The sequence below is a fragment of the Streptomyces armeniacus genome (assembly GCF_003355155.1).
Taxonomy (GTDB): Bacteria; Actinomycetota; Actinomycetes; order Streptomycetales; family Streptomycetaceae; genus Streptomyces; species Streptomyces armeniacus.
Window position 1 is genome coordinate 6,411,108 of sequence record NZ_CP031320.1, and the last position, 22,160, is coordinate 6,433,267.

Genomic DNA, 22,160 nt, shown 5'->3' on the forward strand with positions numbered 1-22,160 from the left:
TGTCCGTGCCGACGACTGGATCGTTCCGCGGGATGCTGAAGTGTTCATCCTCTCCTGCGCCGCGCGCCCACGCTGCCCGTCGGCTACGTCGGCGCGATGGGCTCCCGCCGCACCACGGGGAGCGCCAGCGCCTCCTGCGGGAGGGCCGGTTTCGAGGCGCACAGCAACTATTAGCCGTATTGCATTCCCCCATCGGTCTCGACCTGGGAGCACGTACTCCCGAGGAGACGGCCGTGTCCATCACCACGGAGATCATCGCCCACGCCAACGGGACGAGTGGACTGCCGCTGTCTCTGCACACCGGCCCCATCCACCGTGCCACTGCCGGGACACTGCCGGCCGCAAGCACCTTGATCGAGTGATTCCGTAACGCGTACGCTGACGGCCGTTACTGTGTGTGGCGCAGGGTGAACAGCCCGCTGAACGCGGTTCGTTCGGGTTGCCTGCGGGATGCGGGGGTGCAGGTTGGACAACTCCATGCCGGTGGCAGCTGGTGTTCCGCCCATCCATTTTGGCGTGCACGAACTGCGGACCGGAAGCGCGGACGGGGCACGGGCCGACTTCGAGCAGATGCTCGCGCAGCTCGCCAGTGCGACCAATCCGAACGTCCGGATGATCGCGGTGAATCCGGGCGACTGGGGAATCGACGCTTTCGCGGGTGACCTCGGGGGCTCGATCACGGTGTGGCAGTCCAAGTACTTCATGCCGAAGACCACAATTAGCCAGTCGGACCAGATTCGCAAGTCACTCACGAACGCGCTGAAAGCCGCGGCAGCCAACGGTCACACCATAACGCTTTGGATCCTGTGCATCCCCTCCAGTATGGACGGTCCGGCAGCCAAATGGTGGGACGGCTGGAAGAAGCGCAAGGAAAGGGAGCACGGTCTCGTCATCGAGTTGTGGGACGAGACCACGCTCGTGAAGAAGCTGCAGAGCCCCGAAGGTGACCAGGTACGCCGCGCCTATTTCGAAGTTTTCACGGCACCCGCCGCCCCCGCTCAGGAGCAGATGCGCCTCGTGCTGGACGTGGAGGAGGACAAGGCGGCGGCGCTCGACTCGGCCTTGTTCGTGCGCCAGATGACCGAGGCCGGCCACGTCGAACTGGACTCGGCGAAACGGCAGTTCTTCAACGCCGACCTGGTGGCGCGCGAAGTCGCACACAAGGGCGTGCCGGCCGAGGTTGCCGCACTGAGCTCGGCTGACTCCACCCTTCACGGGGTGTGGGAGATGCAGTTCAACGAGTGCTCGGCCGAGGGCACTCTCGCAGCTCTGCACGGCCGGGTATGGCGCGAGGTGCGCGGTGAGCACGACAAACTGCCCAAGGTGCTGCGTCTGGAGGTGACGCACAGCTGGGGTCTGGTCCACCGCCTGGTCGACAACCGGCGGGCGGGGTGGGTCAGGCACTGGCGGCAGATCGCGAGCGGTCATGCCGACGACTGAGGTTTCGCGTCCGTCCGTATCGCTCGACCACTGATGAGGAGCTGCCGTGCAAGCAGACCGGCCGGTTGTGATGCCCGAGGACGAGGTACCTTTTCGTCTCGCTCAACTGCTTCTGCTCCTTGACGCCGTCGCCGCGCAGGACGCGAACGGGGCGACCCTGGAACGCATCGGGTACTACGACTTCCTGTCCGCGAACCCCTTCCTCGTAGTTCCCTCCGAGGGCCGGGACGCGAGCCTCCTCCGGCTGGCCGGATTCGACCCACAGGTCCTTGCCTACGCGTCTTCCTCACAGCGATTCACAAGCCGGCGAGAACGGATCCAGCACGACTTGGCGCTCCTGGTCGCCTATGGGTGCTGCCGGATCCGAAATAGCAACGGCTCCCTCACCTACTCGATCACAGAGGCCGGCCAGCACCTCGGCGGGCAGTTCACCGCCACCTACGCCACCTCCTTTGCTACCGCCGCGGACCTCGTCGTCCGCCAGCTCCGCAAACTCAGCGACAAAAGGCTGCGCGAGCAGACCGCACGGTGGCTCAGGCCGGACGGACCCGTCGGACCCGCGGCCGCCCTCATGAGCGTCCTGGGGCCAGGACCCTTGCTGGAAACGTCCTGGGAGGGATGATCACCATGGAGCCGCTACCCGGCATCCGGATCCGCCGTCTGCGCCTGGTCGGCATGGAGCGGTCCTACGACGTCGACTTCACCGCCGAACAGCGAGTACGGAACCTCTCCGTCATCGCCGGGGCGTTCAGCTCCGGCAAAACAGCGGTACTGGAGTTCATCGCCTACGGGCTCGGCGCAAAACGGCACCCCCGCCACCAGGAGGTGCTGCGAAGGGTCCGTTCATGCCTCCTGGAGGTCGAGCTCTCCGGCGCCCCGCACGTGATCGAGCGGTCGGTCGGAGAGCCCTCGAAGGTCGCTTTCGTACGCCGCGGAACCCTGGACAGCAGGCCCGCAGCCAGGGCCGAGAGCAGGCCCATCGACCCGCCCGGAGAACCGGAAAGCCTGTCCTCCCTCCTTCTGAGCCACTGCAAGCTCGAAGGCGTCCAGCTACGCGAAGCGCCCACCAACAACGAATCCCGCACGGACCCGCTCAGCTTCCGCGACTTGATGTGGCTCGCCTTCCTTCCCAACGAACGCGTCGCGGACAAGAACTTCCTGTTCGAGAACGACTACATGCGCAAGCACAAACTGCGGCAAGTCGTCGACGTCGCCTTCGGAGTCCACGACGACCGCGCCGTCGAACTCGGCCAGCGCATCCAGTCACTCGGCGGCCGGCTCAACCGCGCCAAGGCCGAACTCGCAGCAGCCCGTACCTTCGTCGTGGAGCAGGCTCCCACCGCACTGGATGATGAACCCGCACCTGCCGTTCACGAACGGGAGCTGGCTGACATCACGAGCCGGCTCAGGGAGTTGGACCGCCAGGCGCAGGCCGGAACCGAATTCGCGGCCCAGCTGCGCCACCAGCACAAAGAGGCGGCCCAGACTTCGCAACGGGCGGCAGCGGTCCTGCGGGACTGCGAAACGCAGATCCAACGCCTGATGCCTCTCCGAGCACAGTACGCCGACGATCTCCTCAAGCTCGGCATGCTCGGCGAAGCACAACAGATCTTCGACCCCCTGAGCGTCACCACCTGCCCCGCCTGCCTGAACCGGCTGTCGGCTCCCCCCACCGCCGACAACGGACGCTGCAGCCTCTGCCACCACGAACTGACCGCAGAGGATGGGGCATTGGTCCTGGGCGCTGCCGACACCGGCAGCCAAGCCGGGGACAACCGGGTGGACGTCGCGGCCGAGACCCGGTCCACCAAGGCCCGCCTCAAGGAGATCACCAGCTACATCGACGAGCTCGGCGCCTCGCTCGCTTCACTCAAACTCCGGGCGGAAGAGGCGGCCGTTCGGGAAGAGGAAGCCGCTGCCGCGCTGGACGCCGCGACGTCGCCCTCCGTCTCACCGTTCCTCGCCGCCCGCGACGACCTCCACCGGAGGCGCGAACAGGTCCTGCGACAACTCGAACAGGCCGAGAGCGTGGTCAAACTCCGCGAAGGACTTGCCAAACGGGCCGACGCCGTGGAACGCCACGAAGCCCAGATCGCCCGTCTCCGCGAGGAACTCGCACGGCTCGGAGACGCCTCCCACGACCGCGATCGGGTCATCGCCAAGATCAGCAGCCGGTACGGTGAGCTCCTGCGAGCCTGGCGCTACCCCAAGGTCAGTACGCCGTTCATCAATACGAACCTCACCCCCTTCGTGCGCGGTGAGCCTTACCAGGAAGCCTCTTCCGGCGCCCGCACCCTGCTGACCCTGGCCTGGCAGCTGGCCGTCTTCGAGATCGCCGTCGAAGCAGGGGCCGCACACCCGGGATTCCTCATGATCGATAGCCCCCAGAAAAACCTCGGCCACGGCGGCACCCTCGATGCCGTGATCGCGGACGCCGTCGCCATCGACGACTTCTACCACCACCTCTCCCTCTGGCTCGCAGAGCGCGGTAGCCGAGCACAGCTCATCGTCGCCGACAACAGCCCGCCACCGCTGGTGGAAGGCAGCGTGGTGGTGCGCTACAGCCGCAACGAGGACCGTCCGCCGTACGGGCTGATCGAGGACGAAACTAGCGCGGACGAAGAGGCAGAAGTCGACGCGTGAAATGCCCTCCCAGCCACAGGGCCTTCCCTCGGTAGCAGGCTGCCCCCAAAGGCGCAGCGTTGCGGATCACTCACTCAGCGTTTGAAACGCGGACTCGACTCTGACGTCAGCCCGGCAGCCGCGTGTGGGTCAGCATCGGTGACTGCCGAGGCTCGGACAGGCGGGCGGACCATGGCGCGGTAGAGGGCGGCGGAGGCGAGAAGTGATGTCAGCTCCCAGAAACACCACCACTGGTTGACATCCAACCTAATCGGCCCAGATCAACAGGCTCCACACGACAAACTTCGCTGTCAAAGGACACCTGACTCAAACGCGGGGCCACGAACGGCTGTCAAAACCACGCCGGAAAGCGGCCGGGCAGGGCGCGCGGGAATCACCGTGCGCATCCTGCCCGGCCGGCTCCAATCGAGATCAGATGGGCCATTCCAGATGGTCGGCGTATGTCCATCCCCACTTACCGGAATTAGCGCCGCCGCGCACCTTTCCGTAGGACCATCCGCTGTCTGTTTCGCAGTACCTGGTGAACTTTGTCCCGTCGGCGAGCAGCCCCTTTGACACGTACCGGGTGCTGGGGCCAGTACGCAGGTGGATTGTCGTCATCGCCCTGCTGCCCTGGGGGTTCTGCCAGGTGGAGTCGCACGCGCTCGGAAGCGCTGAGGCTGACGGCGCCGCAACGAGGGCACCTGTGGCGATCGTGGCGAGAGCAGCGGCCGCTACCGCGACGCGCTGGAGTGATGTACGCAAGAATGTGTCTCCGTTCGCTCGCACGGCAGCGCCGTGCGGTGGATGGAACCGAGACCGGCCGGGTTGGACGCCGTGGACCGGGCTCGGGATGTGAGTCGGGCCGTTACGCGGAGTTCGTGCTTCGCGTAACGGCCTGCCCGACGGGCAGGTGGCATCAGCGCTGCCGTCCTGCCCCAGGTATTCGCTTCAGCTGAGAACACGCGGGGTGGTGCTCGGGCTCGCCCCCGGCCGTTGAGGCTCTGCCCGGTCACCGCAGAGGCAGCGCGAGTGTGGGTCTGATCGGTCGACGCCGTACGCATCAGCGGCCCGGTCAGCGGGCAACTCGAAGGCCGTGGGCGCCGCCTCTGTGCTGGGCTGACACGGTGCGGATGCCGAGTCCATGCGTGGTTTCTCTCGGACTCGGGCCGGCAACTGTCGGTTCACCGGGCACGGACCGTCATATGCACGCGGCAGCCGATATCGCTGTAGGGCGTGTGAACGGAGCCGCGGGGCGCGTGGATCCGGGTGAATGGGTCGTAGGAGCCGTTCTCGTCGCGAAGCCTGCCGCCGAGCACCAGGGTCTCCTTGGCAGCGTGGCGATGCTGACGCGGCTGCTCGAACCGGGCGCCTGCCTCGAAGTCCACGATGAGTTCCACCGGTTGTGGAGGACCGGGGCTCGGAGAGGACCAGGACAGGACGTACCCGGTGACTCCAGGGGAGAGAGCTTGCGGCTGGAACCGCTCCAGATCCTCCGGCCGTACGACATCCCAGCCGGAAAGGCTCGTCGTCGCGTCCTCGTCCGCGCCCATCTCCAGCGACCTGAAGTGCAGGAGACAGCCGATGGCGCTGTACGGGGAGTGGACGCAGCCGCGGGGGGCGTGGATCCGGGTGAACGGGTCGTAGGAGCCGCTCTCGTCCCGGAGCCTGCCGCTGAGCACGATGATGCGTGAAGGCCCGGTGTGGCGGAGAGGTTCCTCGAGGATGGTGCCTGGCTGGAACCGCATGACGGCCTCCGCCGGCTGCTGCGGCGAACCGTGGAACGGCGAGGACCAGTCCAGGACGTACGAGGTGACACCAGGGGCCAGGATTTGGGGTTCAAGGTGTGCCAGGTCCTCTGTGCGCACGACATGCCACTGGTTTACGAGCACGGGTTCCTCCAACCTGCGAGTCGTGGGTCGGCAGGAAGTTACGGAGGGCCGCAAAGGGCTGTCGTTGTGCTGGTGCACCACGCGGATGTGCACGCTGCTGCATGGCTGTGCACGGTGCCGCCGCAACGGTCAGCCGGTTGTGCACGCCGCTGCCGCCACGGTGCTGCGCAGCCCTCGGCGGGCCGTCCACCACAGCCTCTCGCGGCTCCCTCAGCTCTCTTCGGCGGGGCATCTGAGCTGCGACAAAGTGTCGGCGGCAGAACGGGGAAGCGGAGTGCACGACCGCGGGGACAGGCCCTTGAAGGGTGCGGTCATCGTCTTGGCGGCCATCTCGAACATCGTGTAGATCCGTCGTGATGCGGTGCGGTAGGCAGGTTGTGCGCCCACACAACGAGCGCGTCGTAACTGCCGTCTCGCATCTGAAAGAAGGTGTGCCGTGTCCGTGCGATTGGACGGTCTCCGGAGACAAGACCAGAGCCGGGCCGGTTGGTTGATCGTCGCTATGACGGCGGCGTCCTTGATCGCCTCGGGGTGCCATACGGGCGCGTCCGGTTCGGGACCGAAGCGCGCGGAGGATTCGTCCGCGACGCCGAGCAGGACGTCGGCCGAGTCGAGCCCCACGTCTCCAGCGGAGACGGCTCGTCGGCAGGCTACGGAGGCGTACGTGGGGATGTGGCAGACCATGGCGGAGGCCGGGAAGACCTCGGATTGGCGCTCGCCGAAGCTCTCCGAGTACGCCACCGGAGACGCACTGTCGGCCATATCACGCGGCATGTACGCCGATCACCTCAACGGGCTCGTTACCAAGGGGTCTCCGAAGAACTCGCCGAAGGTGACGTCGACAGATCCCAAGACGAATCCGGACACGGTGATGATCTCCGACTGCGGAGATTCCTCCCACTGGCTGAAGTACCGCAAGGACAGCGGTGAACTGGCCGACGAAGAGCCCGGGGGGCGTCAGGCGATCACGGCCGAGGTGAAGAAGCAGTCGGGTCAAGGGTGGAAGGTCACCCGCTTCGCCGTCGAGGGGGTGGACTCGTGCTGAGGCGGACTGTGACCGTCGCGAGCCTGTCGCTTGCGATCGTGGGCGCGAGCGCGATTCCTGCCTTCGCTGACGGCGGCTGGGGCTCGGTCCAATGTGACCAGAACCCTCACCCGGGCTGTGAGCTGGGTGCGGGCCGTGAGGGAAGTGAGCGCGGTGTCCCGCCGAAGGGCCACGGCGAGGATCCTGATCAGCGAAGTGAGGGCAGCGGGGGAAGCGGCGACAGGCGCCGCGAGGAGCCCGAGTATTCCAATCCTGATTGGAATCGGGCTGATTGCTCGTACGAGCGCAGCGGATACAAGCCGCCGACGGATTCGCCGGCCGCCTACGAGGGTCCGTCTTCTGGCCGTGCTCCTGCGGTGCAGCCCGCCGTGTTCGAGTCCGCGGCCGAGCCGCCGACGGCCGAAACCGCTGCCGAGCCGAAGCCGGGTGAGAAGGGTGCCTGGTATGTGTACCGGTGCGAGGGGGGCGGGGTACGAGATGCGCTCTACCAGCCGCCGGTGTGGATTCCCGACGGCGAAGAGGAGGACGGCCCGGAGGTGTCGCCGACGGCGCTCGCCGAACAGGCCCGCAGCCAGCTGCGGTTGCCGTCCTTGTCGATCAAACGGAGTCCGGCTGCGGAGCAGTTGGTGAACCTGCCGACCTGGCTGTGGCTGGAGCGGGGGCGGTGGCGGAAGGTGTCGGCGACGGCCTCGGTGCCGGGGGTTTCGGTGACGGTGACCGCGCGCCCCACGGCGGTGGACTGGTCGATGGGCGATGGGAGTTCCCGCACCTGCAAGGGTCCCGGCACGCCGTACGGTACGGGCCCGGGTGCGAAGGGGGCTGCGCAGCCGAAGAACGCGTCGCCCGATTGCGGTCACACCTACCGCGCTTCGTCGGCGGGGGAGCCGGATGAGGCGTATCCGGTTTCCGCGACGGTGCGCTGGTCGCTGGCCTGGTCCGGGGCCGGGGAATCCGGCGCCTTCCCGGGGTTGACGACGACATCGAGCGCCGCTTTCCGGGTCGAGGAGAGCCAGGCGGTCAACACCGACCGCCAGTAACCCCGCGCTCCGGCCCCGGTCTTGGTCGGGGCGAGAGGACAACTTGCAGATCTGACCTGTGATCACCGTGCCCGGATGGGTGCGGTGCTGGATACCCCTTTGCCCGGAGGTGGCCGTGATGAGGACCCGTACGCCCGCGCACCCAAAGAGCGCGCCCGCGCTGGGCGGGCCGCCGCCGGGCAGAAGCGGTGGTGGGGCGCCGTCTCGGGTGTCCGCGATGCGTCGGCGCCGACAGCTTCCGTACCTGCTGCTGGGGCTGCTTTTGGTGCTGGGCTGCGCGGCCGGAGGGGTGGTGGCGGGCACGCAGCTGGGAGACCGGGAGGCGGTACTCGTGCTGGCGCACCCGGTGGGCGTGGGGCAGGAGCTGTCCGCGAAGGACGTGCGCGAGGTCAGCGTGTCGGCGGACAGCGGCCTCACACCGATTCGGGCGGACGCGCTCTCGAGCGTGGAGGGACGTCCGTTCGCCTACAGCCTCCCCGCAGGTGCGGTTCTGACCCGCGAGGCGCTGGGGAAGGCCCAAGTGCCGCCAGATGGGCAGGCGGTGGCCGCCGTGGGGCTGGAGGACGGGCAGTTCCCCGCCGCGGTGAAGCCGGGGAACCAGGTGCTGGTCGTGATCGCCCCCGAGAACGAGACAGGAACCGGGGCGGACGGCGAGACCTCGTCACCGTCGTCGCACAGCGCGACGGTGACGGACGTACGGGCCAAGGACAGCAAGCAGACGACGGTGATCTCGCTGCAGCTGCCCGCGGACCAAGCGCAGCAGGTGGCCGCAGCGCCGCAGGGGCAGGTCAGTGTGGTCGTGGTCCCTGGGGGTGGGCAGTGACGCTGGTGACGGTGTGCAGCGTGAAGGGCTCGCCCGGGGTGACCACGGCGTGTGTGGCACTGGCGGCGCGATGGCCGGATGCCGAGCAGCCGGTGGTGGTGGAGACCGATCCGGCCGGCGGGGATCTGCTGGCGCGGTGGCGCCTGGAGTTGTCGCCGGGGCTGGTGAGTCTGGCGGCGGCGGCCCGGCGTACGGCGGAGCCGGGGCTGGTGTGGCAGCACACCCAGCGGCTGCCGGGCGGGCTGCCGGTCGTGGCCGGGCCAGCCGGTGCCCGGCAGGCGCACGGCGCGCTGCACGCGCTCACCAACGCGCCCCTGCCGGTGTTGCGCAGCGCTGCGGACCGGGCCGGAGTGGTGGTCATCGCGGACTGCGGCCAGATCGGCCCGGACTCCGCGGCACTGCCTGTGCTCCGCTCGGCGGATGTGATGCTGCTGCTGGCCCGCGCCCGCGATGACGCCCTCGCGCATGTCGCCACCCGGTGGGAGGAGGCGACCCGTTGGTCGCACAGGTCCTGCTTCGTGCTCGTCGGCGACGGCTACCCGAGCGCCGAGATCTCCGCGGAACTGGGGATCGAGGTCCTGGGCCGTATCCCCGAGGATGCCAAGGGCGCCGGGGCGTGGTCCGGGCAGCCCGGATCGCGCACGAGGCCGGGGCGCTCGGCCATGGGCAGGGTGATGGCCGAGCTTGCCGCCCGGGTCAGCACCCGCAGTCGTGCGCCGAGCGCGGGTGAGCACGTTCCGCCGACCCCGTCACGCCGGGGCGACGTCCATCCGGTGCCGGGACAGATCCCGTCAGTGTCCTCGCCGAACGGGATGCCCCGATGAACCGACACGAGAACGATCCGGCTCTGCCCGCCTTCGGCGTGATCGGCACCCAGGAGTACGCCGCCACTGCGCGGCACGACCCCGGAATGCGGCTGCCGGGGCCGGCCGACCTGGCAGGTGCCGGAGTGCCGGTGGACTCCACGGTGGAGCAGCTGCAGCGCCGACTGCGCCAGGAGCTCTCGGCCCGGCTCTCCGAGCGCATCCGCGCGCGGGAGGATGCCGGGCAGCCGCCGATGACACCAGCGGAACGCCGCAGCCAGGCGGAAGCGATCCTGAGCGAGGCAGCCGAGGCGCACGCCCAAGCCGAGCTCGCCGCCGGTGGCACTGTCGTCGCGCCGGAGACCGAACAGCACCTCATTGCGCAGGTGCTGGATGAGGTCTTCGGCCTGGCGGGGCTGGAGCCGCTGCTGCGCAACCCGCAGATCGAGAACATCAACATCACGGGCGACCGGGTCTTCATCCGCTACGCGAACGGCCACCGCGAACAACTGCCGCCCATCACCGGATCGGATACCGAACTGATCCAGCTCATCCGTGATCTGGCCGCCCGCTCGGGCGTGGAGGAGCGGCGGTTCGACCGCGGCACCCCGGGGGTGAGTTTTCATCTGCCCGGCGGGGAGCGGGCGTTCGCGGTGATGGCGGTCACCGCCCGCCCAGCGCTGTCGATCCGCCGGCACCGCTTCCGCACCGTCACGCTCGCCGAACTGCGCCGCATCGGCACCATCGATGTGCGGCTGGAGGGCTTCTTGCGAGCGGTGGTGCGGGCGCGGAAGAACGTTCTGGTCACCGGGGGCACAGCGATCGGGAAGACGACGATGCTGCGGGCCCTGGCCAGCGAGATCCCTCAGTGGGAGCGGCTGATCACCATCGAGGACACCTTCGAACTCGGATTGAACACGGACCCCGAGGCGCATCCGGACGTGGTGGCGATGCAGGCGCGGGAGGCGAACGTCGAGGACCAAGGCGCGGTTAACCAGGCGGAGTTGGTGCGCTGGGCACTGCGGATGTCTCCGGACCGGGTGATAGTCGGCGAGGTCCGCGGGCCGGAGGTGATCCCGATGTGCAACGCCATGAGCCAGGGCAACGACGGCTCGATGGGCACCCTGCACAGCAGCAGCAGCCGTGGCGCGTTCACCAAGCTCGCGGCGTACGCCGCGCAAGGCCCCGAGCGGCTGCCGCTGGAGGCCACCAACCTCCTGGTCGCCTCCGCGCTCGACTTCGTCGTGCACCTGGACACCCCCCGCCACGGCGGCCGGGTGGTCGCCTCCGTCCGGGAAGTCGTGGACGCGGATGAGAAGCAGATCGTCTCCAACGAGGTCTTCCACCCGGGCCTGGAAGGCCGGGCGGTGCCCGATGTGCCGCTGCGCACCGAAACCCTTGAAGACCTCGTCACGGCAGGGTTCGACCCCGAGACGCTCCACCACACAGAAGGCGGGTGGGATGTGTGAACGGCTACGTGGCCCTGTTGGGCCTGTGCGGTCTCGGACTCGGCATGGGCCTGATTCTCCTTGTACGGGCCTGGCGCGGCACGCTCCCCGCCGCCCGGCCCGCACCATGGCAGGGCTGTACGGCAGTACGGCGTCCGCGCCCGCGGCGGTGGCGGCTGCTGGCCGCGGCTGCGGGAATCGTGACGGGGGTCGTCACCGGCTGGGTGGCCGGGGCTCTGCTGGTGGCGCTGGCCGCCTGGAACCTGCCACACGTGTGGAATACCACGGCGGTCGATCAGGAGAAGGCCGCTCAGGTCGAAGGCATCGCGGGGTGGGCGGAGATGCTCCGGGACACTCTGTCGGCCGCGGCCGGTCTGGAGCAGACCATCATGGCCACCGCGCATACCGCGCCGCAGGCCGTCCGCTCGCACATGCAGGGGCTGGCGGCCCACCTGGCCGCCGGAGAACGTCTGAGCACCGGGCTGCGGCGGCTGCAGGCCGACCTGCGTGACCCGAGTGCGGATCTGGTGATCGCCGCGCTGCTGCTGGCCTCGCAGCACCAGGCCCGTCAACTCGCCCCGCTGCTGGGCGAACTGGCCGCCACCGCACGGGCGCAGGTCCAGATGCGGCAGCGGATCGAGGCCAGCCGCGCCCGGATGCGCACCACCGTGCGCACCGTGATGGCCACCACCCTCACTTTTGCCGGAGGGCTGACCGTGCTGAACGCGGAGTTCCTGCGCCCCTACGACACCGCGGCCGGGCAGCTGATGTTGCTCGTGGTCGGAGCGATCTTCGCCGGGGCCTTCGTCTGGCTGCGCCGGATCGCGCGGATCGAGGAACCGCAGCGCTTCCTCGCCGACCTGGACACCGTCGGCCACGGCCTGGCCGAGGCCAGCGTAGGCGGGGAGGTGAAGCGGTGACGCTGCTTCTGCTGCTGTCCGCCGGCATCGGCGCGGGACTGTGGGCGGTCACGGTGTGGCTGATCCCGCCCCGGGAGCCGTTGGCCGCGCTGATGGGCCGACTGCAGGCCGAGCCCGCCCCGCCGCCGCCCATTCTGCCCGCCGACCACGGAGGCTGGGCCCAGCACCTGGGCAAGCCGTTCGTCGGCGCTCTGCGTGCCTCGGGTCTGCCGGGCCGTGCTCTTCACCGGGATCTGGCGATCACCGGACGGTCGGTGGAGGTCCATCTCGCCGAGAAGGCGGCACTGGCACTGACCGGCCTTCTGATGCCCGCGGCCGTCGAGTTCGCCCTCGTCCTCGCCGGTCGCCCGCTGCCCTGGGTGATGCCGCTGGGGGGCTCCCTGGCCCTGGCCGCCGCCGGTTTCGTCCTTCCCGATGCGACGGCACGTCGTGAAGCCGCCCGGCGCCGCGCCGAGTTCCGGCACGCGCTCGGCGCCTACCTGAACCTGGTCCACTTGCTGCTCGCCGGTGGAGCCGGAGTCGAGGGCGCCCTGCACGCCGCGTGCAGCGTCGGCAACGGCTGGGCCTTCCAGCAACTGCGCCGCGCACTGGAGACCGCTCAGGTCACCCGCACCTCACCCTGGCAGACCCTGGGACAACTCGGCGAGGAACTCCACGTTCCTGAGCTGTCCGAACTCGCCGCCGCGCTCTCGCTGGCCGGCACCGAGGGCGCCAAAGTCCGCGCCTCCCTGAACGCGAAAGCGGCAGCGCTGCGCCACCAGGACGCGAGCACAGCCGAGGCGGACGCGAACGCGGCGACCGAGCGGATGACACTGCCCACCACGCTGATGGCGGTCGGCTTCATCCTCTTCGTCTTCTACCCCGCCCTGACCCAAGTCACCACCTCCCTGTGAAAGGGCCGGACCACGCCGATGAACGAGAAGGAGACCCGCCGTGCACCCGCTGTTGAACAAGATCCGCGCCCGCATCGCCGCCGCACTCCACGAACTGGCCCACAACGACCTCGGCTACACCTCGGAGACCGTCATCTGGACCGCCGTGCTCTCCGGACTCGCCCTGACAGTCGGCGGAATCTTCGGCCCGGAGATCCTGGACGCCGCGCGCTCCGTCAGCTTCGAATAGGCCCGGCCGCCATGCGCTCCCTCGCGGCCGTACGGCCGCCGTGGCGACTCCTGCTCCGGATACGCCGCCTGCATCCACATCTGCGACGCCTTGCCGCGCGAGCGCGGGAGGACCGGGGGTCGGTTACGGCCGAGCACGTGATCGTCGTGCCGCTGCTGTTCACCCTGATCCTGCTGATCACGCAGGCCGTCGTGTGGGGGCACGCGCTGCACGTCGCGCAGGCCACCGCCGCGCACACCCTGGCCGCCACCCGCGTCGAAGGCGGCACCGAAAGCGCCGGACACGCTGAAGCCCAACACGTCCTGACCGAACTCGGCGACGGACCGCTGCGCGACGTACGCGTAGGCGTGGAGCGCGGCGCGGACGAAGCCTCGGTCCGCGTGGAGGGAACCGCCAGCAGCGTCGTTCCCTTCCTCCGCCTGCCCGTCCGCGCGGAGGCGGCCGGGCGCGTGGAGAAGTTCCGCCCCGCCGGCCAGGTCACACCGTGAACAGCCTGCAGCTGTGGCAGGCATGCGCCGGTCGGCTGCGCCGTGGGCGCGCCGATCGTGGATCGGCGACCGCCGAACTGGTGATGCTCATCCCGGTGCTGCTGCTGGAGTTCCTCTTCGTCGTCTACTGCGTCCGGCTGCCCGATACGCGGCTTCGCATCGACGACGCGGCCCACCAGGCCAGCCGCGCCGCCAGCCAGGAACGCGACCCCACAGCCGCAGCCAGCCAGGCCCGCACCACCGCCGCCGCGGCCCTGGACGAGGCCGGAATCAGCTGCCAGTCCTTCACCGTGCACACCCGCGGCAGCCTGAAACCCGGCTCCACCGTGACCGTCACCCTCTCCTGCACCGTCGGCCTCCACGACCTCACGCTGCTCCAAGTCCCCGGCACCACCGCCGTGAAGGCCCAATCCGCCGCGCAGGTTGACCTCCACCGCGGAGCGTCCCCCAGCCACGCGTCAGCCGTCTCCGCCGAGCCCGGCAGGGAGGCCCCGTGATCCCGGCCACCCCATGCCGCCGCGCCCGCTTCCGTCGCCTGACGGGACGGGACCGGGGACAAGTCACCGTGTTCGTCGCCCTCTTCGCGACCGTCGTCGTGCTCTTCGCCGGACTCGCCGTCGACGGCGGTCTCGCGCTCTCCGCGAAGGTCCGCGCCCTGGGCGAAGCCCAAGAAGCCGCCCGCGCCGGAGTCCAGGCCATCGACCTGGCCGCCTACCGCGCCGACGGCACCGTACGCCTGCGGCCCGAGCAGGCCCGCACCCTGGCGCAGAACTACCTGGCGGCCACCGGCGATACGGGCACCGTGACCGTCACCGAGCAAGAGGTGACCGTCACCGTCACCGCGCACCAGAGCACCCAACTCCTCCACGTCGCCGGGCTCGACACACTGACCGTCACCGCCTCCGGCACCGCCCACCCCCGCCACGGCGTCAGCGCCCCAGAACCCTAGGCCGACAGCTATGGCTCAGCGCTCCCGCCCACAACGCAGCTCCCAAAGCAGGCAGTTGCACCGGACCGGCGAGCTTGTCCGCGCCCTGCTGGCTGCGCTCCTGCTCGTGGCCGTGACGGCCGGCATCCCCTGGGCACTGACGGTCTACATCGGCTGGCCCCTCCCAGACCACTGGCCGACCTGGAACGAGATCCAGACCGTCCTGCTCACTCCGCTCAGCACCAGCGTGCTGCTCCACACCCTCGCGTGCGCGCTGTGGCCCACCTGGACGGCGTTCGTCGTCGACCTCGCCCGCACCGCCGTCGAGACCGTACGCACAGCCCAATTGCCCCTCGCGCGCCCCGCCAGTCCCCTGCACACCCTGGCCGCCGCACTCCTGACGACGGTCCTCCTGGCCTTGACGAACAGCCGTGCCGCTCAACCCGCCGCGCCCGCAGGCGCTACCACCGCGGCTGAACACCCCGCTGCCATCACGCGCACCGTTCTCCCGGAACGACCGTCTCCGCCGACGACCGCCGTCCACGACGGGCAACGAGCCGGGACGGCGCCGCGAACACCACCGCAGGAGCCGGGGACCGTCGTGGTGCGCCCACCCCACAACGGCATCCACGACAGCCTCTGGCGCATCGCCGACCGCGAACTGGGCGACGGAACCCGCTGGCCCGCACTCTTCTCCCGAAACGAAGGCCGCCCCCAATCGGACGGCCGCACCCTGACGAACCCCAACCTGCTCCGGCCCGGCTGGATCCTCCACCTCCCCGACACACCACAGCCTCCCGACCATGACGATCACGTCCCGCCACGGCCCCCGAAACCTCCTCCCTCGCCAACTCCCGGCCCCCCACACCTCCACCTAGCCCTGCGTCGGCAGACTCAGATGTGCATAAGAGACACGCCCCCGTCCGTGTCTCCGCCCCCGCCCTCCTCCGGGGACGACGGCATGCCGCGCAGCAGCCCGTAGCCGACCGCCATCACCGTGCCGAGCAGCGCGGAAAGGCCCCACAGGGCGTCCGGGCCGAAGCGGTCGATGACGAAGCCCCCGAGCAGCGGCGCGAGCAGGGAGGCCAGCGACCAGGAGAGCACGTACACGCCCTGGTACCGGCCGCGCCCGTGCGTCGGCGACAGGCGGACGACGAGTCCCATCTGGGTGGGGGAGTTGATGACCTCGCCGAGGGTCCAGACGGACACCGCGACGAGGTAGAACGCGACGGAGTCCGCGAACGCGTGCAGCCCGAAGCCGTAGCCGGTGAGGAGGGCGGAGACGACCAGCATGCGGGCGGGGTCGCGGCGCTGGATGACACGCGTGATCGGGATCTGTACGAGCACGATCAGCACGCCGTTCGCCGCGATCACCAGCCCGAAGTCGGAGCTGGAGAAGCCCTCCATGCCCATCGACACCGGCAGCGCGACGAACGCCTGCTGGATGAGCAGCGCCATCACCAGGTTGAGTGCGACGACGGTCATGAAGCGTCCGTGCCTCAGCACCGTCCAGATCGAGACGGCCGTCGGGGCGGTATGTGAGACGGCGGTGTCTTCCGCCTCCGTACGGTCGCTGTTCCGCGCACCCTCGGGATGCTCCGGGCGGGTCTCCGGCAGTTTCACGAAGACGACGACCGCGCAGGCCAGCACCATGACGGCCTCGCCGAGGAACAGCAGTTGGTAGCTGTACTGCGCGATGAGCCCGGCCGCCGTGGAGGAGACGGCGAAACCCATGTTGATCGCCCAGTAGTTGAGCGCGAAGGCCCGCACCCGGTCCTCCGGGGCGACGATGTCCGCGATCATCGCCTGTACGGCCGGCCGCGAGGCGTTGGTGGCCAGGCCGACCGTCCAGGCCAGCGCCGCGATGGCCACCGGGTGCTCGACGAAGCCGAGTGCCGCCACCGAGAGCGCCGTCGAGGTCTGTGCGAGCAGCAGGGTGGGGCGCCGCCCGAGGCGGTCGGCGAGGACGCCACCGCCGACGGAGGAGACCACGCTGCCGAGCCCGTAGAGCGCGCCGATCAGGCCGGCGTACGAGGCGGAGTAGCCGCGTTCGACGGTCAGATAGAGCGCGAGGAAGGTGGCGACGAAGGCGCCGAGCCGGTTGACGAGCGTGCTCGTCCACAGCCACCAGAACCGGCGCGGCAGGCCGCCCACGCTCTCCGAGACCGCCCGCCGCAGCCTGGCACCGGACATGCCCATCGCCCGCACCCCCCTGACCGTAAGCAGCCCACCGGCATACGCACGTTACGTAGCGCCGCGTGCGCGGAGCCACCGGATTGACGGGGAGCGTCAATCGGCCGCGGCACGGGCCCCGTACGGGCACGGTCGAGGGCCCGGAACCGGTCCCCCGTACGGGTCCATTAGTCTCGGAGCATGGCCGACGCACCGTACAAGCTGATCCTCCTCCGCCACGGCGAGAGCGAGTGGAACGCGAAGAACCTGTTCACCGGCTGGGTGGACGTCAACCTCAACGAGAAGGGCGAGAAGGAGGCGGTCCGCGGCGGTGAGCTGCTGAAGGACGCCGGCCTGCTGCCCGACGTCGTGCACACGTCGCTCCAGAAGCGCGCCATCCGCACGGCGAACCTCGCCCTCGAGGCCGCCGACCGGCACTGGATCCCGGTGCACCGCACCTGGCGGCTGAACGAGCGGCACTACGGCGCGCTCCAGGGCAAGGACAAGGCGCAGACGCTCGCCGAGTTCGGCGAGGAGCAGTTCATGCTGTGGCGGCGCTCGTACGACACCCCGCCGCCCGAGCTGGCCGACGGCGCCGAGTGGTCGCAGAGCGACGACGCGCGCTACGCCGACATCCCGAGCGAGCTGCGGCCGCGCACCGAGTGCCTGAAGGACGTCGTCACGCGGATGCTGCCGTACTGGTACGACGGCATCCTCCCGGACCTGCTCACCCGCCGTACGGTGCTGGTCGCGGCGCACGGCAACTCGCTGCGCGCGCTGGTCAAGCACCTGGACCGGATCTCGGACGAGGACATCTCGGGCCTCAACATCCCGACGGGCATCCCGCTCTCGTACGACCTGGACGCCGACTTCCGCCCCGTCAACCCGGGCGGCACCTACCTCGACCCGGACGCGGCGAAGGCCGCGATCGAGGCGGTCAAGAACCAGGGCAAGAAGAAGTAGAGCCCACGGGCGGTGCCCGGCCGTTCCGTCACGGCCGGGCTCCGTACGTCAGCCGCAGCATCCGCCGCACTGGCACGGGCCCCCGGACTGGCAGCCGCAGCGGCAGCCGGGGCCGCAGCCGCAGGCGCCGAGCACGGGCAGCCGGGGGCGGTCTTCGGAGGGCGCGGGGGACGCGGGCTGGTTCGGGGAGTCGGCCATGAATTCCTCCTCGGCAGGCGTGTGCCCATTGCACAGCCGCCCGCGCGCCGCATCAACGGCGCGTCGGCGGCGCATCGTCCGCGCTCGGATGCACCCGGGCGCTCCCGGGCGCCCCTGCGTGGCTCACGCGCCCCCGGCCGCCCTCACGCGCTCTCGACCGGCGCCGTTCCGTCCGTGGTGGCGACGCCGTCCAGCTCGTCGGCGTAGTCGCCCGTGACCAGGTAGACGACGCGGCGGGCGACGGACACGGCGTGGTCGGCGAACCGCTCGTAGTAGCGGCCGAGCAGCGTGACGTCCACGGCGGTCTCGATGCCGTGCTGCCAGCGGTCGTCCATCAGGTGCTGGAACAGCGTCCGGTGGAGGTCGTCCATCTTGTCGTCGTCCTGCTCCAGCTGGAGCGCGAGGTCGACGTCCTTGGTGATGATGACCTCGCCCGCCTTCGCCATCAGGCGCTGCGCCAGCTGCCCCATCTCCAGCAGCGTGGCCTGCAGGTCGCGCGGCACGGGGGAGGCGGGGAAGCGCAGCCGGGCGACCTTGGCCACGTGCTGGGCGAGGTCACCGGAGCGCTCCAGGTCGGCGCTCATCCGCAGCGAGGTGACGACGATCCGCAGGTCCGTGGCGACCGGCTGCTGCCGGGCCAGCAGCTGGATGGCCCGGGTCTCCAGGTCGCGCTGCAGGTCGTCCACCTTCTCGTCCGCCGCGATCACGTTCTCGGCGAGATTCAGGTCCGCGTCCAGCATCGCCGTCGTGGCGCGCCCGATCGCGGAGCCGACGAGCCGGGCCATTTCGACCAGGCTGTCGCTGATGGAGTCCAGCTCCTCGTGGTACGCGTCCCGCATGAGTGTCCTTCCCTCGCATGGCGTAATCATGGGAGCACGGGCCCCCGACGCTTCCACGTTCGGGGCGTAATGCGTCCGCTTCCGTCCTCCTAAGTGAATCAGCCCCGACACCAAGGTGAACTCTGGGGGACGAGTGTTCGAGTCCACGCAGGAAGGGCTGGGGCGGTGTCCCAGATGCCGCATAACCTGGACGCATGGACGTGAACGCGGCGGTTGCCGCAGCGGCAGCGATCGCCGGTGTCTGCACCGGTGTGATCGCCATGCTGGCGTTCCGCTGGAGTGAGCGCGAGCAGGCCCGGCCGACGCGGACCTCGCTGCACTCCGAGGCCGTGCTGCCGCCCGGCGTCGACACCGTCCTGTCCGTGCTCCGCTCCTCGGCCGTCGTGCTCGACGAGTCCGACGCCGTGGTCAAGGCCAGCTCCGCCGCGTACGCCCTGGGGCTGGTGCGCGGCGGGAAGCTCGCCGTGGAGCCGATGCTCCTGATGGCCCGCGACACCCGTCGGGACGGGGAGATACGCCAGATCGAGCTGGACCTGCCCCGGCGCGGCTCCGGCCGCGGCGACGCCCTCGCGGTGTCCGCCCGGGTGGCCCCGCTCGGTTCCCGTCTTGTGCTGCTGCTGGTCGAGGACCTGACCGAGGCCCGCCGCATCGAGGCGGTCCGGCGTGACTTCGTGGCGAACGTCAGCCACGAACTGAAGACCCCGGTCGGCGCCCTGTCCCTGCTTTCCGAAGCGGTGTCGGACGCGGCCGAGGACCCGGAGGCGGTGACGCGCTTCGCGGGCCGTATGCAGAACGAGGCGACCCGGCTCACCAGCCTCGTACAGGAGCTGATCGACCTCTCCCGGGTGCAGAACGACGACCCGCTGGAGGACTCGGAGCCGATCTCCGTGGAAGGGCTGGTCGACGAAGCCATCGACCGGTGCCGGCAGACGGCGAGCAGCAAACAGATCACGCTGGCCTCGGGCGGCACCGCCGACCTGCACGTATGGGGGAACCGCGGCCAGCTCGCGGCGGCGCTCGGCAATCTCGTCGAGAACGCCGTGAACTACTCCCCGGCCCGTACGCGGGTCGGGATAGCCGGGCGCCGGATAGCGGCGCCAGGCGGCGACCTGATCGAGATCGCGGTGACCGACCAGGGCATCGGGATCTCGTCGGCCGACAAGGAGCGGATCTTCGAGCGGTTCTACCGCGTCGATCCCGCCCGCTCCCGCGCAACCGGCGGGACCGGCCTCGGCCTCGCCATCGTCAAGCACGTGGCCGCCTCGCACGGCGGGGAGGTCACCGTATGGAGCGCCGAGGGACAGGGCTCCACCTTCACCCTGAGGCTGCCGGAAGCAGGCAGTGCACGGGAGAGGGCCGAGGCGAACCGGCGCGGCCGGAACAGCCTGAGCGGCGCATTGCAGGATCCCGCCGACTTCGACGACGAAGACGGCGACGAGACCTTCACTTCTGAACAACACCTTTCTGCCCCGGAGGTCCTCCCGTGACCCGAGTGCTCGTCGTCGAGGACGAGGAATCGTTCAGCGACGCACTGTCGTACATGCTGCGCAAGGAAGGCTTCGAGGTCGCCATCGCGGCCACGGGGCCGGAAGGGCTCGATGAGTTCGAGCGGAACGGCGCCGACCTGGTGCTGCTGGACCTGATGCTGCCGGGGCTGCCGGGCACGGAGGTGTGCCGCCAGCTGCGCGGCCGCTCCAACGTACCGGTGATCATGGTGACGGCGAAGGACAGCGAGATCGACAAGGTCGTCGGGCTGGAAATAGGGGCCGACGACTACGTGACGAAGCCCTTCTCCTCCCGCGAGCTGGTCGCGCGGGTACGCGCGGTGCTGCGGCGCCGCGGCGAGCCCGAGGAGGTCACCCCGGCCGCGCTGGAGGCGGGGCCGGTCCGCATGGACGTGGACCGGCACGTCGTCACCGTCTCGGGTGGGAAGGTCGACCTGCCGCTCAAGGAGTTCGACCTGCTGGAGATGCTGCTGCGCAACGCGGGCCGCGTGCTGACCCGTATGCAGCTCATCGACCGGGTGTGGGGCGCGGACTACGTAGGGGACACGAAGACGCTCGACGTCCACGTGAAGCGGCTGCGCGCCAAGATCGAGCCGGACCCGGGCGCGCCGCGGTATCTGGTGACGGTGCGCGGCCTCGGCTACAAGTTCGAGCCCTGAGCCCGCCGACCCCCGACCCCGACCCCCGGGGCCGACCCGGTGGGGCCGACCTCTTGAGGCAGCCGCGTACGCGCTGACGCGCCCGCCGTACGCGGGGCGGGCGCGCCTGCGTGCTGAGCTGTCAGTGACCCGCGTGCTCGCCGTCGGTGCCCGCCGCGGGCTCCTCCGCGCCGCCCTCGGGCGCGCCCGAGGCGCCCGGCTGGGCCGACTCGTCGGCGCCGGGCTGCCGCTCCTCGTTGCCGGCGCCCTCGTTGGCGCCGCCCTCGGTCGCAGCTTCGTCGGCGCCGCCCTCGTTCCCCGCGGTGTCCGTCGGGGAGGGCGAGCCCCCGGGCTCGCCGCTCGGCTGCCCGGACGGCGACGTCTCGGCGGGCTCGGACGGCCGGACGCTGGGCCCGAACGGCTTGTAGTCGGTGTGCGTGTTGGGCACCACCAGGGCCCGCAGCTTGACCCCGCCCGTCGAGCTGAAGTCGAACGTGACCGCCTGCGCCGCGCCGTTCTTGAGCGCGGACGTGCCCTCGGTGATGACGGCGGACGCGTTGTCCTTGCCGCCGAGCGCCAGCTCACCGCCGGCCGGCACGCGCAGGGTCTTGCCCCGCTCGCCCTTGGCCGGGCTCAACTCCACCTTGAGACTGGTGCCGTTGATGCGGATCTGCTCCAGCGTCTGCGCCTTCTTGCCGGCGTTGAAGATGCGCGCCGTGACGGACGCGGGTCCGGCGCCCTCGCCGGACGTGATGACGTTGACGGCCTGGACCTCGATGTCGCCGACGGAGGTCGCGGCGTTGTCCGGCTGGACGCCCAGCGTCTGGGCGTTGTTCCCGGCGCCACAGGCGGTGAGGGCGGCTACGGAGAGTGCGAGGGCGCTGGCGGCGAGGGTGCCGCGTCGAAGGCTGCTGCTCACGGCGGCGGCATCTCCTTGGACGAGCTCTGGCGGCCGAACGGCGTGCCCGGTCGCGGACGGTGGTGATCTGCTGGCGGGCTCAGGTTACCGACCCCGGGCGCCGTTCCCGCACCCACCCCTCCCGGGCCGCGCGGGCGGCGGCGCGCGGCCGGTCGAATATCGGGGGGAACATCCTTGCGTGTGATTCTCCGGAAAGAATGTGAGCACGTGGCTGAATTGATCAACTCGAACGCTGATCAATTCTCGGGAACAGCCGAACGGACGCCACCCGCTGTATGGACAAAACGGGCAAAACGCACGGCGAAACAAGGTTTACTCTCACATGACCCGCGCGTTTGATGCCGTACGCAGACCGGTC

22 protein-coding genes and 1 pseudogene are annotated in these 22,160 nt (G+C 70.0%); 18 read left to right on the forward strand and 5 right to left on the reverse strand.

Going from position 1 to position 22,160, the window contains the following annotated elements; genetic code table 11:
- Positions 1-48: 48 nt before the first annotated feature.
- The 4 genes and pseudogenes from DVA86_RS27855 to DVA86_RS27870 all read left to right on the forward strand — a co-directional run.
- Positions 49-362: pseudogene (locus DVA86_RS27855) on the forward strand (XdhC family protein); the annotation flags it as partial.
- Positions 363-465: 103 nt separating this feature from the next.
- Complete coding sequence (locus DVA86_RS27860) at positions 466-1,440, forward strand: serine/threonine protein kinase (protein ID WP_245997274.1); 975 nt, start codon at positions 466-468, stop codon at positions 1,438-1,440.
- A gap of 46 nt (positions 1,441-1,486) precedes the next feature.
- A complete protein-coding gene (locus tag DVA86_RS27865; protein WP_208882429.1) occupies positions 1,487-2,062 on the forward strand; it encodes an ABC-three component system middle component 2 in 576 nt (191 codons plus the stop codon).
- Positions 2,059-4,083, forward strand: coding sequence for a coiled-coil domain-containing protein (locus DVA86_RS27870; RefSeq protein WP_208882431.1), 2,025 nt, complete (start codon positions 2,059-2,061; stop codon positions 4,081-4,083). The genes DVA86_RS27865 and DVA86_RS27870 overlap by 4 nt, the downstream gene beginning before the upstream one ends.
- Positions 4,084-5,246: 1,163 nt before the next feature.
- Here DVA86_RS27870 and DVA86_RS27875 read toward each other — a convergent pair.
- Complete coding sequence (locus tag DVA86_RS27875) at positions 5,247-5,954, reverse strand: cupin domain-containing protein (protein ID WP_208882432.1); 708 nt, start codon at positions 5,952-5,954, stop codon at positions 5,247-5,249.
- Positions 5,955-6,618: 664 nt separating this feature from the next.
- Between DVA86_RS27875 and DVA86_RS27880 the strand changes: the two genes are divergently transcribed.
- The 11 genes from DVA86_RS27880 (at position 6,619) to DVA86_RS27930 (ending at position 14,589) form a co-directional block, all read left to right on the forward strand.
- A complete protein-coding gene (locus tag DVA86_RS27880; RefSeq protein WP_222623374.1) occupies positions 6,619-6,999 on the forward strand; it encodes a hypothetical protein in 381 nt (126 codons plus the stop codon).
- Between the two features lie 368 nt (positions 7,000-7,367).
- The gene (locus tag DVA86_RS36025) at positions 7,368-8,036 is read left to right on the forward strand and encodes a hypothetical protein (protein ID WP_281279328.1); all 669 of its coding nucleotides are present in this window, start codon (positions 7,368-7,370) and stop codon (positions 8,034-8,036) included.
- A 217-nt stretch (positions 8,037-8,253) separates the two neighbouring features.
- Complete coding sequence (locus DVA86_RS27890; protein WP_208882434.1) at positions 8,254-8,859, forward strand: SAF domain-containing protein; 606 nt, start codon at positions 8,254-8,256, stop codon at positions 8,857-8,859.
- Positions 8,860-8,870: 11 nt separating this feature from the next.
- The gene (locus DVA86_RS27895; protein ID WP_208882436.1) at positions 8,871-9,683 is read left to right on the forward strand and encodes a MinD/ParA family ATP-binding protein; all 813 of its coding nucleotides are present in this window, start codon (positions 8,871-8,873) and stop codon (positions 9,681-9,683) included.
- On the forward strand, positions 9,680-11,131 hold the full coding sequence (locus DVA86_RS27900; RefSeq protein WP_245997277.1) for a TadA family conjugal transfer-associated ATPase: 1,452 nt from the start codon (positions 9,680-9,682) through the stop codon (positions 11,129-11,131). Before DVA86_RS27895 ends, DVA86_RS27900 begins: the two co-directional genes overlap by 4 nt.
- Positions 11,128-12,030 carry a type II secretion system F family protein gene (locus DVA86_RS27905; protein ID WP_208882437.1) on the forward strand — a complete coding sequence of 301 codons (903 nt, stop codon included), beginning with the start codon at positions 11,128-11,130 and terminating at the stop codon, positions 12,028-12,030. The genes DVA86_RS27900 and DVA86_RS27905 overlap by 4 nt, the downstream gene beginning before the upstream one ends.
- On the forward strand, positions 12,027-12,923 hold the full coding sequence (locus DVA86_RS27910) for a type II secretion system F family protein (protein ID WP_208882439.1): 897 nt from the start codon (positions 12,027-12,029) through the stop codon (positions 12,921-12,923). The genes DVA86_RS27905 and DVA86_RS27910 overlap by 4 nt, the downstream gene beginning before the upstream one ends.
- Before the next feature lie 40 nt (positions 12,924-12,963).
- Positions 12,964-13,152 carry a hypothetical protein gene (locus DVA86_RS27915; RefSeq protein ID WP_208882441.1) on the forward strand — a complete coding sequence of 63 codons (189 nt, stop codon included), beginning with the start codon at positions 12,964-12,966 and terminating at the stop codon, positions 13,150-13,152.
- Positions 13,153-13,289: 137 nt separating this feature from the next.
- On the forward strand, positions 13,290-13,640 hold the full coding sequence (locus DVA86_RS27920) for a pilus assembly protein (RefSeq protein WP_222623375.1): 351 nt from the start codon (positions 13,290-13,292) through the stop codon (positions 13,638-13,640).
- The gene (locus DVA86_RS27925; protein WP_222623376.1) at positions 13,637-14,137 is read left to right on the forward strand and encodes a TadE/TadG family type IV pilus assembly protein; all 501 of its coding nucleotides are present in this window, start codon (positions 13,637-13,639) and stop codon (positions 14,135-14,137) included. Before DVA86_RS27920 ends, DVA86_RS27925 begins: the two co-directional genes overlap by 4 nt.
- 68 nt (positions 14,138-14,205) lie before the next feature.
- Complete coding sequence (locus DVA86_RS27930; protein ID WP_245997278.1) at positions 14,206-14,589, forward strand: pilus assembly protein TadG-related protein; 384 nt, start codon at positions 14,206-14,208, stop codon at positions 14,587-14,589.
- Between the two features lie 873 nt (positions 14,590-15,462).
- Here DVA86_RS27930 and DVA86_RS27940 read toward each other — a convergent pair.
- Entirely contained in the window at positions 15,463-16,767 is a 1,305-nt protein-coding gene (locus DVA86_RS27940; protein ID WP_245997762.1) for an MDR family MFS transporter, read from the reverse strand.
- A 174-nt stretch (positions 16,768-16,941) separates the two neighbouring features.
- Here DVA86_RS27940 and DVA86_RS27945 point away from each other — a divergent pair, with 174 nt between their 5' ends.
- Complete coding sequence (locus DVA86_RS27945; protein WP_208882444.1) at positions 16,942-17,703, forward strand: phosphoglyceromutase; 762 nt, start codon at positions 16,942-16,944, stop codon at positions 17,701-17,703.
- Positions 17,704-17,751: 48 nt separating this feature from the next.
- Here the strand turns inward: DVA86_RS27945 and DVA86_RS27950 are convergent, their stop codons facing one another.
- Positions 17,752-17,901, reverse strand: coding sequence for a hypothetical protein (locus tag DVA86_RS27950; RefSeq protein WP_208882446.1), 150 nt, complete (start codon positions 17,899-17,901; stop codon positions 17,752-17,754).
- Between the two features lie 143 nt (positions 17,902-18,044).
- Complete coding sequence (phoU, locus tag DVA86_RS27955) at positions 18,045-18,740, reverse strand: phosphate signaling complex protein PhoU (RefSeq protein ID WP_208882447.1); 696 nt, start codon at positions 18,738-18,740, stop codon at positions 18,045-18,047.
- A gap of 194 nt (positions 18,741-18,934) precedes the next feature.
- On the opposite strand from phoU, the gene phoR reads away from it, so the two are divergent.
- On the forward strand, positions 18,935-20,227 hold the full coding sequence (phoR, locus tag DVA86_RS27960) for a two-component system sensor histidine kinase PhoR (protein WP_208882448.1): 1,293 nt from the start codon (positions 18,935-18,937) through the stop codon (positions 20,225-20,227).
- A 5-nt stretch (positions 20,228-20,232) separates the two neighbouring features.
- Positions 20,233-20,904 carry a two-component system response regulator PhoP gene (gene phoP, locus DVA86_RS27965; RefSeq protein WP_484421926.1) on the forward strand — a complete coding sequence of 224 codons (672 nt, stop codon included), beginning with the start codon at positions 20,233-20,235 and terminating at the stop codon, positions 20,902-20,904.
- A 121-nt stretch (positions 20,905-21,025) separates the two neighbouring features.
- Here phoP and DVA86_RS27970 read toward each other — a convergent pair whose 3' ends face one another.
- The gene (locus DVA86_RS27970) at positions 21,026-21,802 is read right to left on the reverse strand and encodes a DUF461 domain-containing protein (RefSeq protein WP_208882451.1); all 777 of its coding nucleotides are present in this window, start codon (positions 21,800-21,802) and stop codon (positions 21,026-21,028) included.
- Positions 21,803-22,160 lie beyond the last annotated feature (358 nt).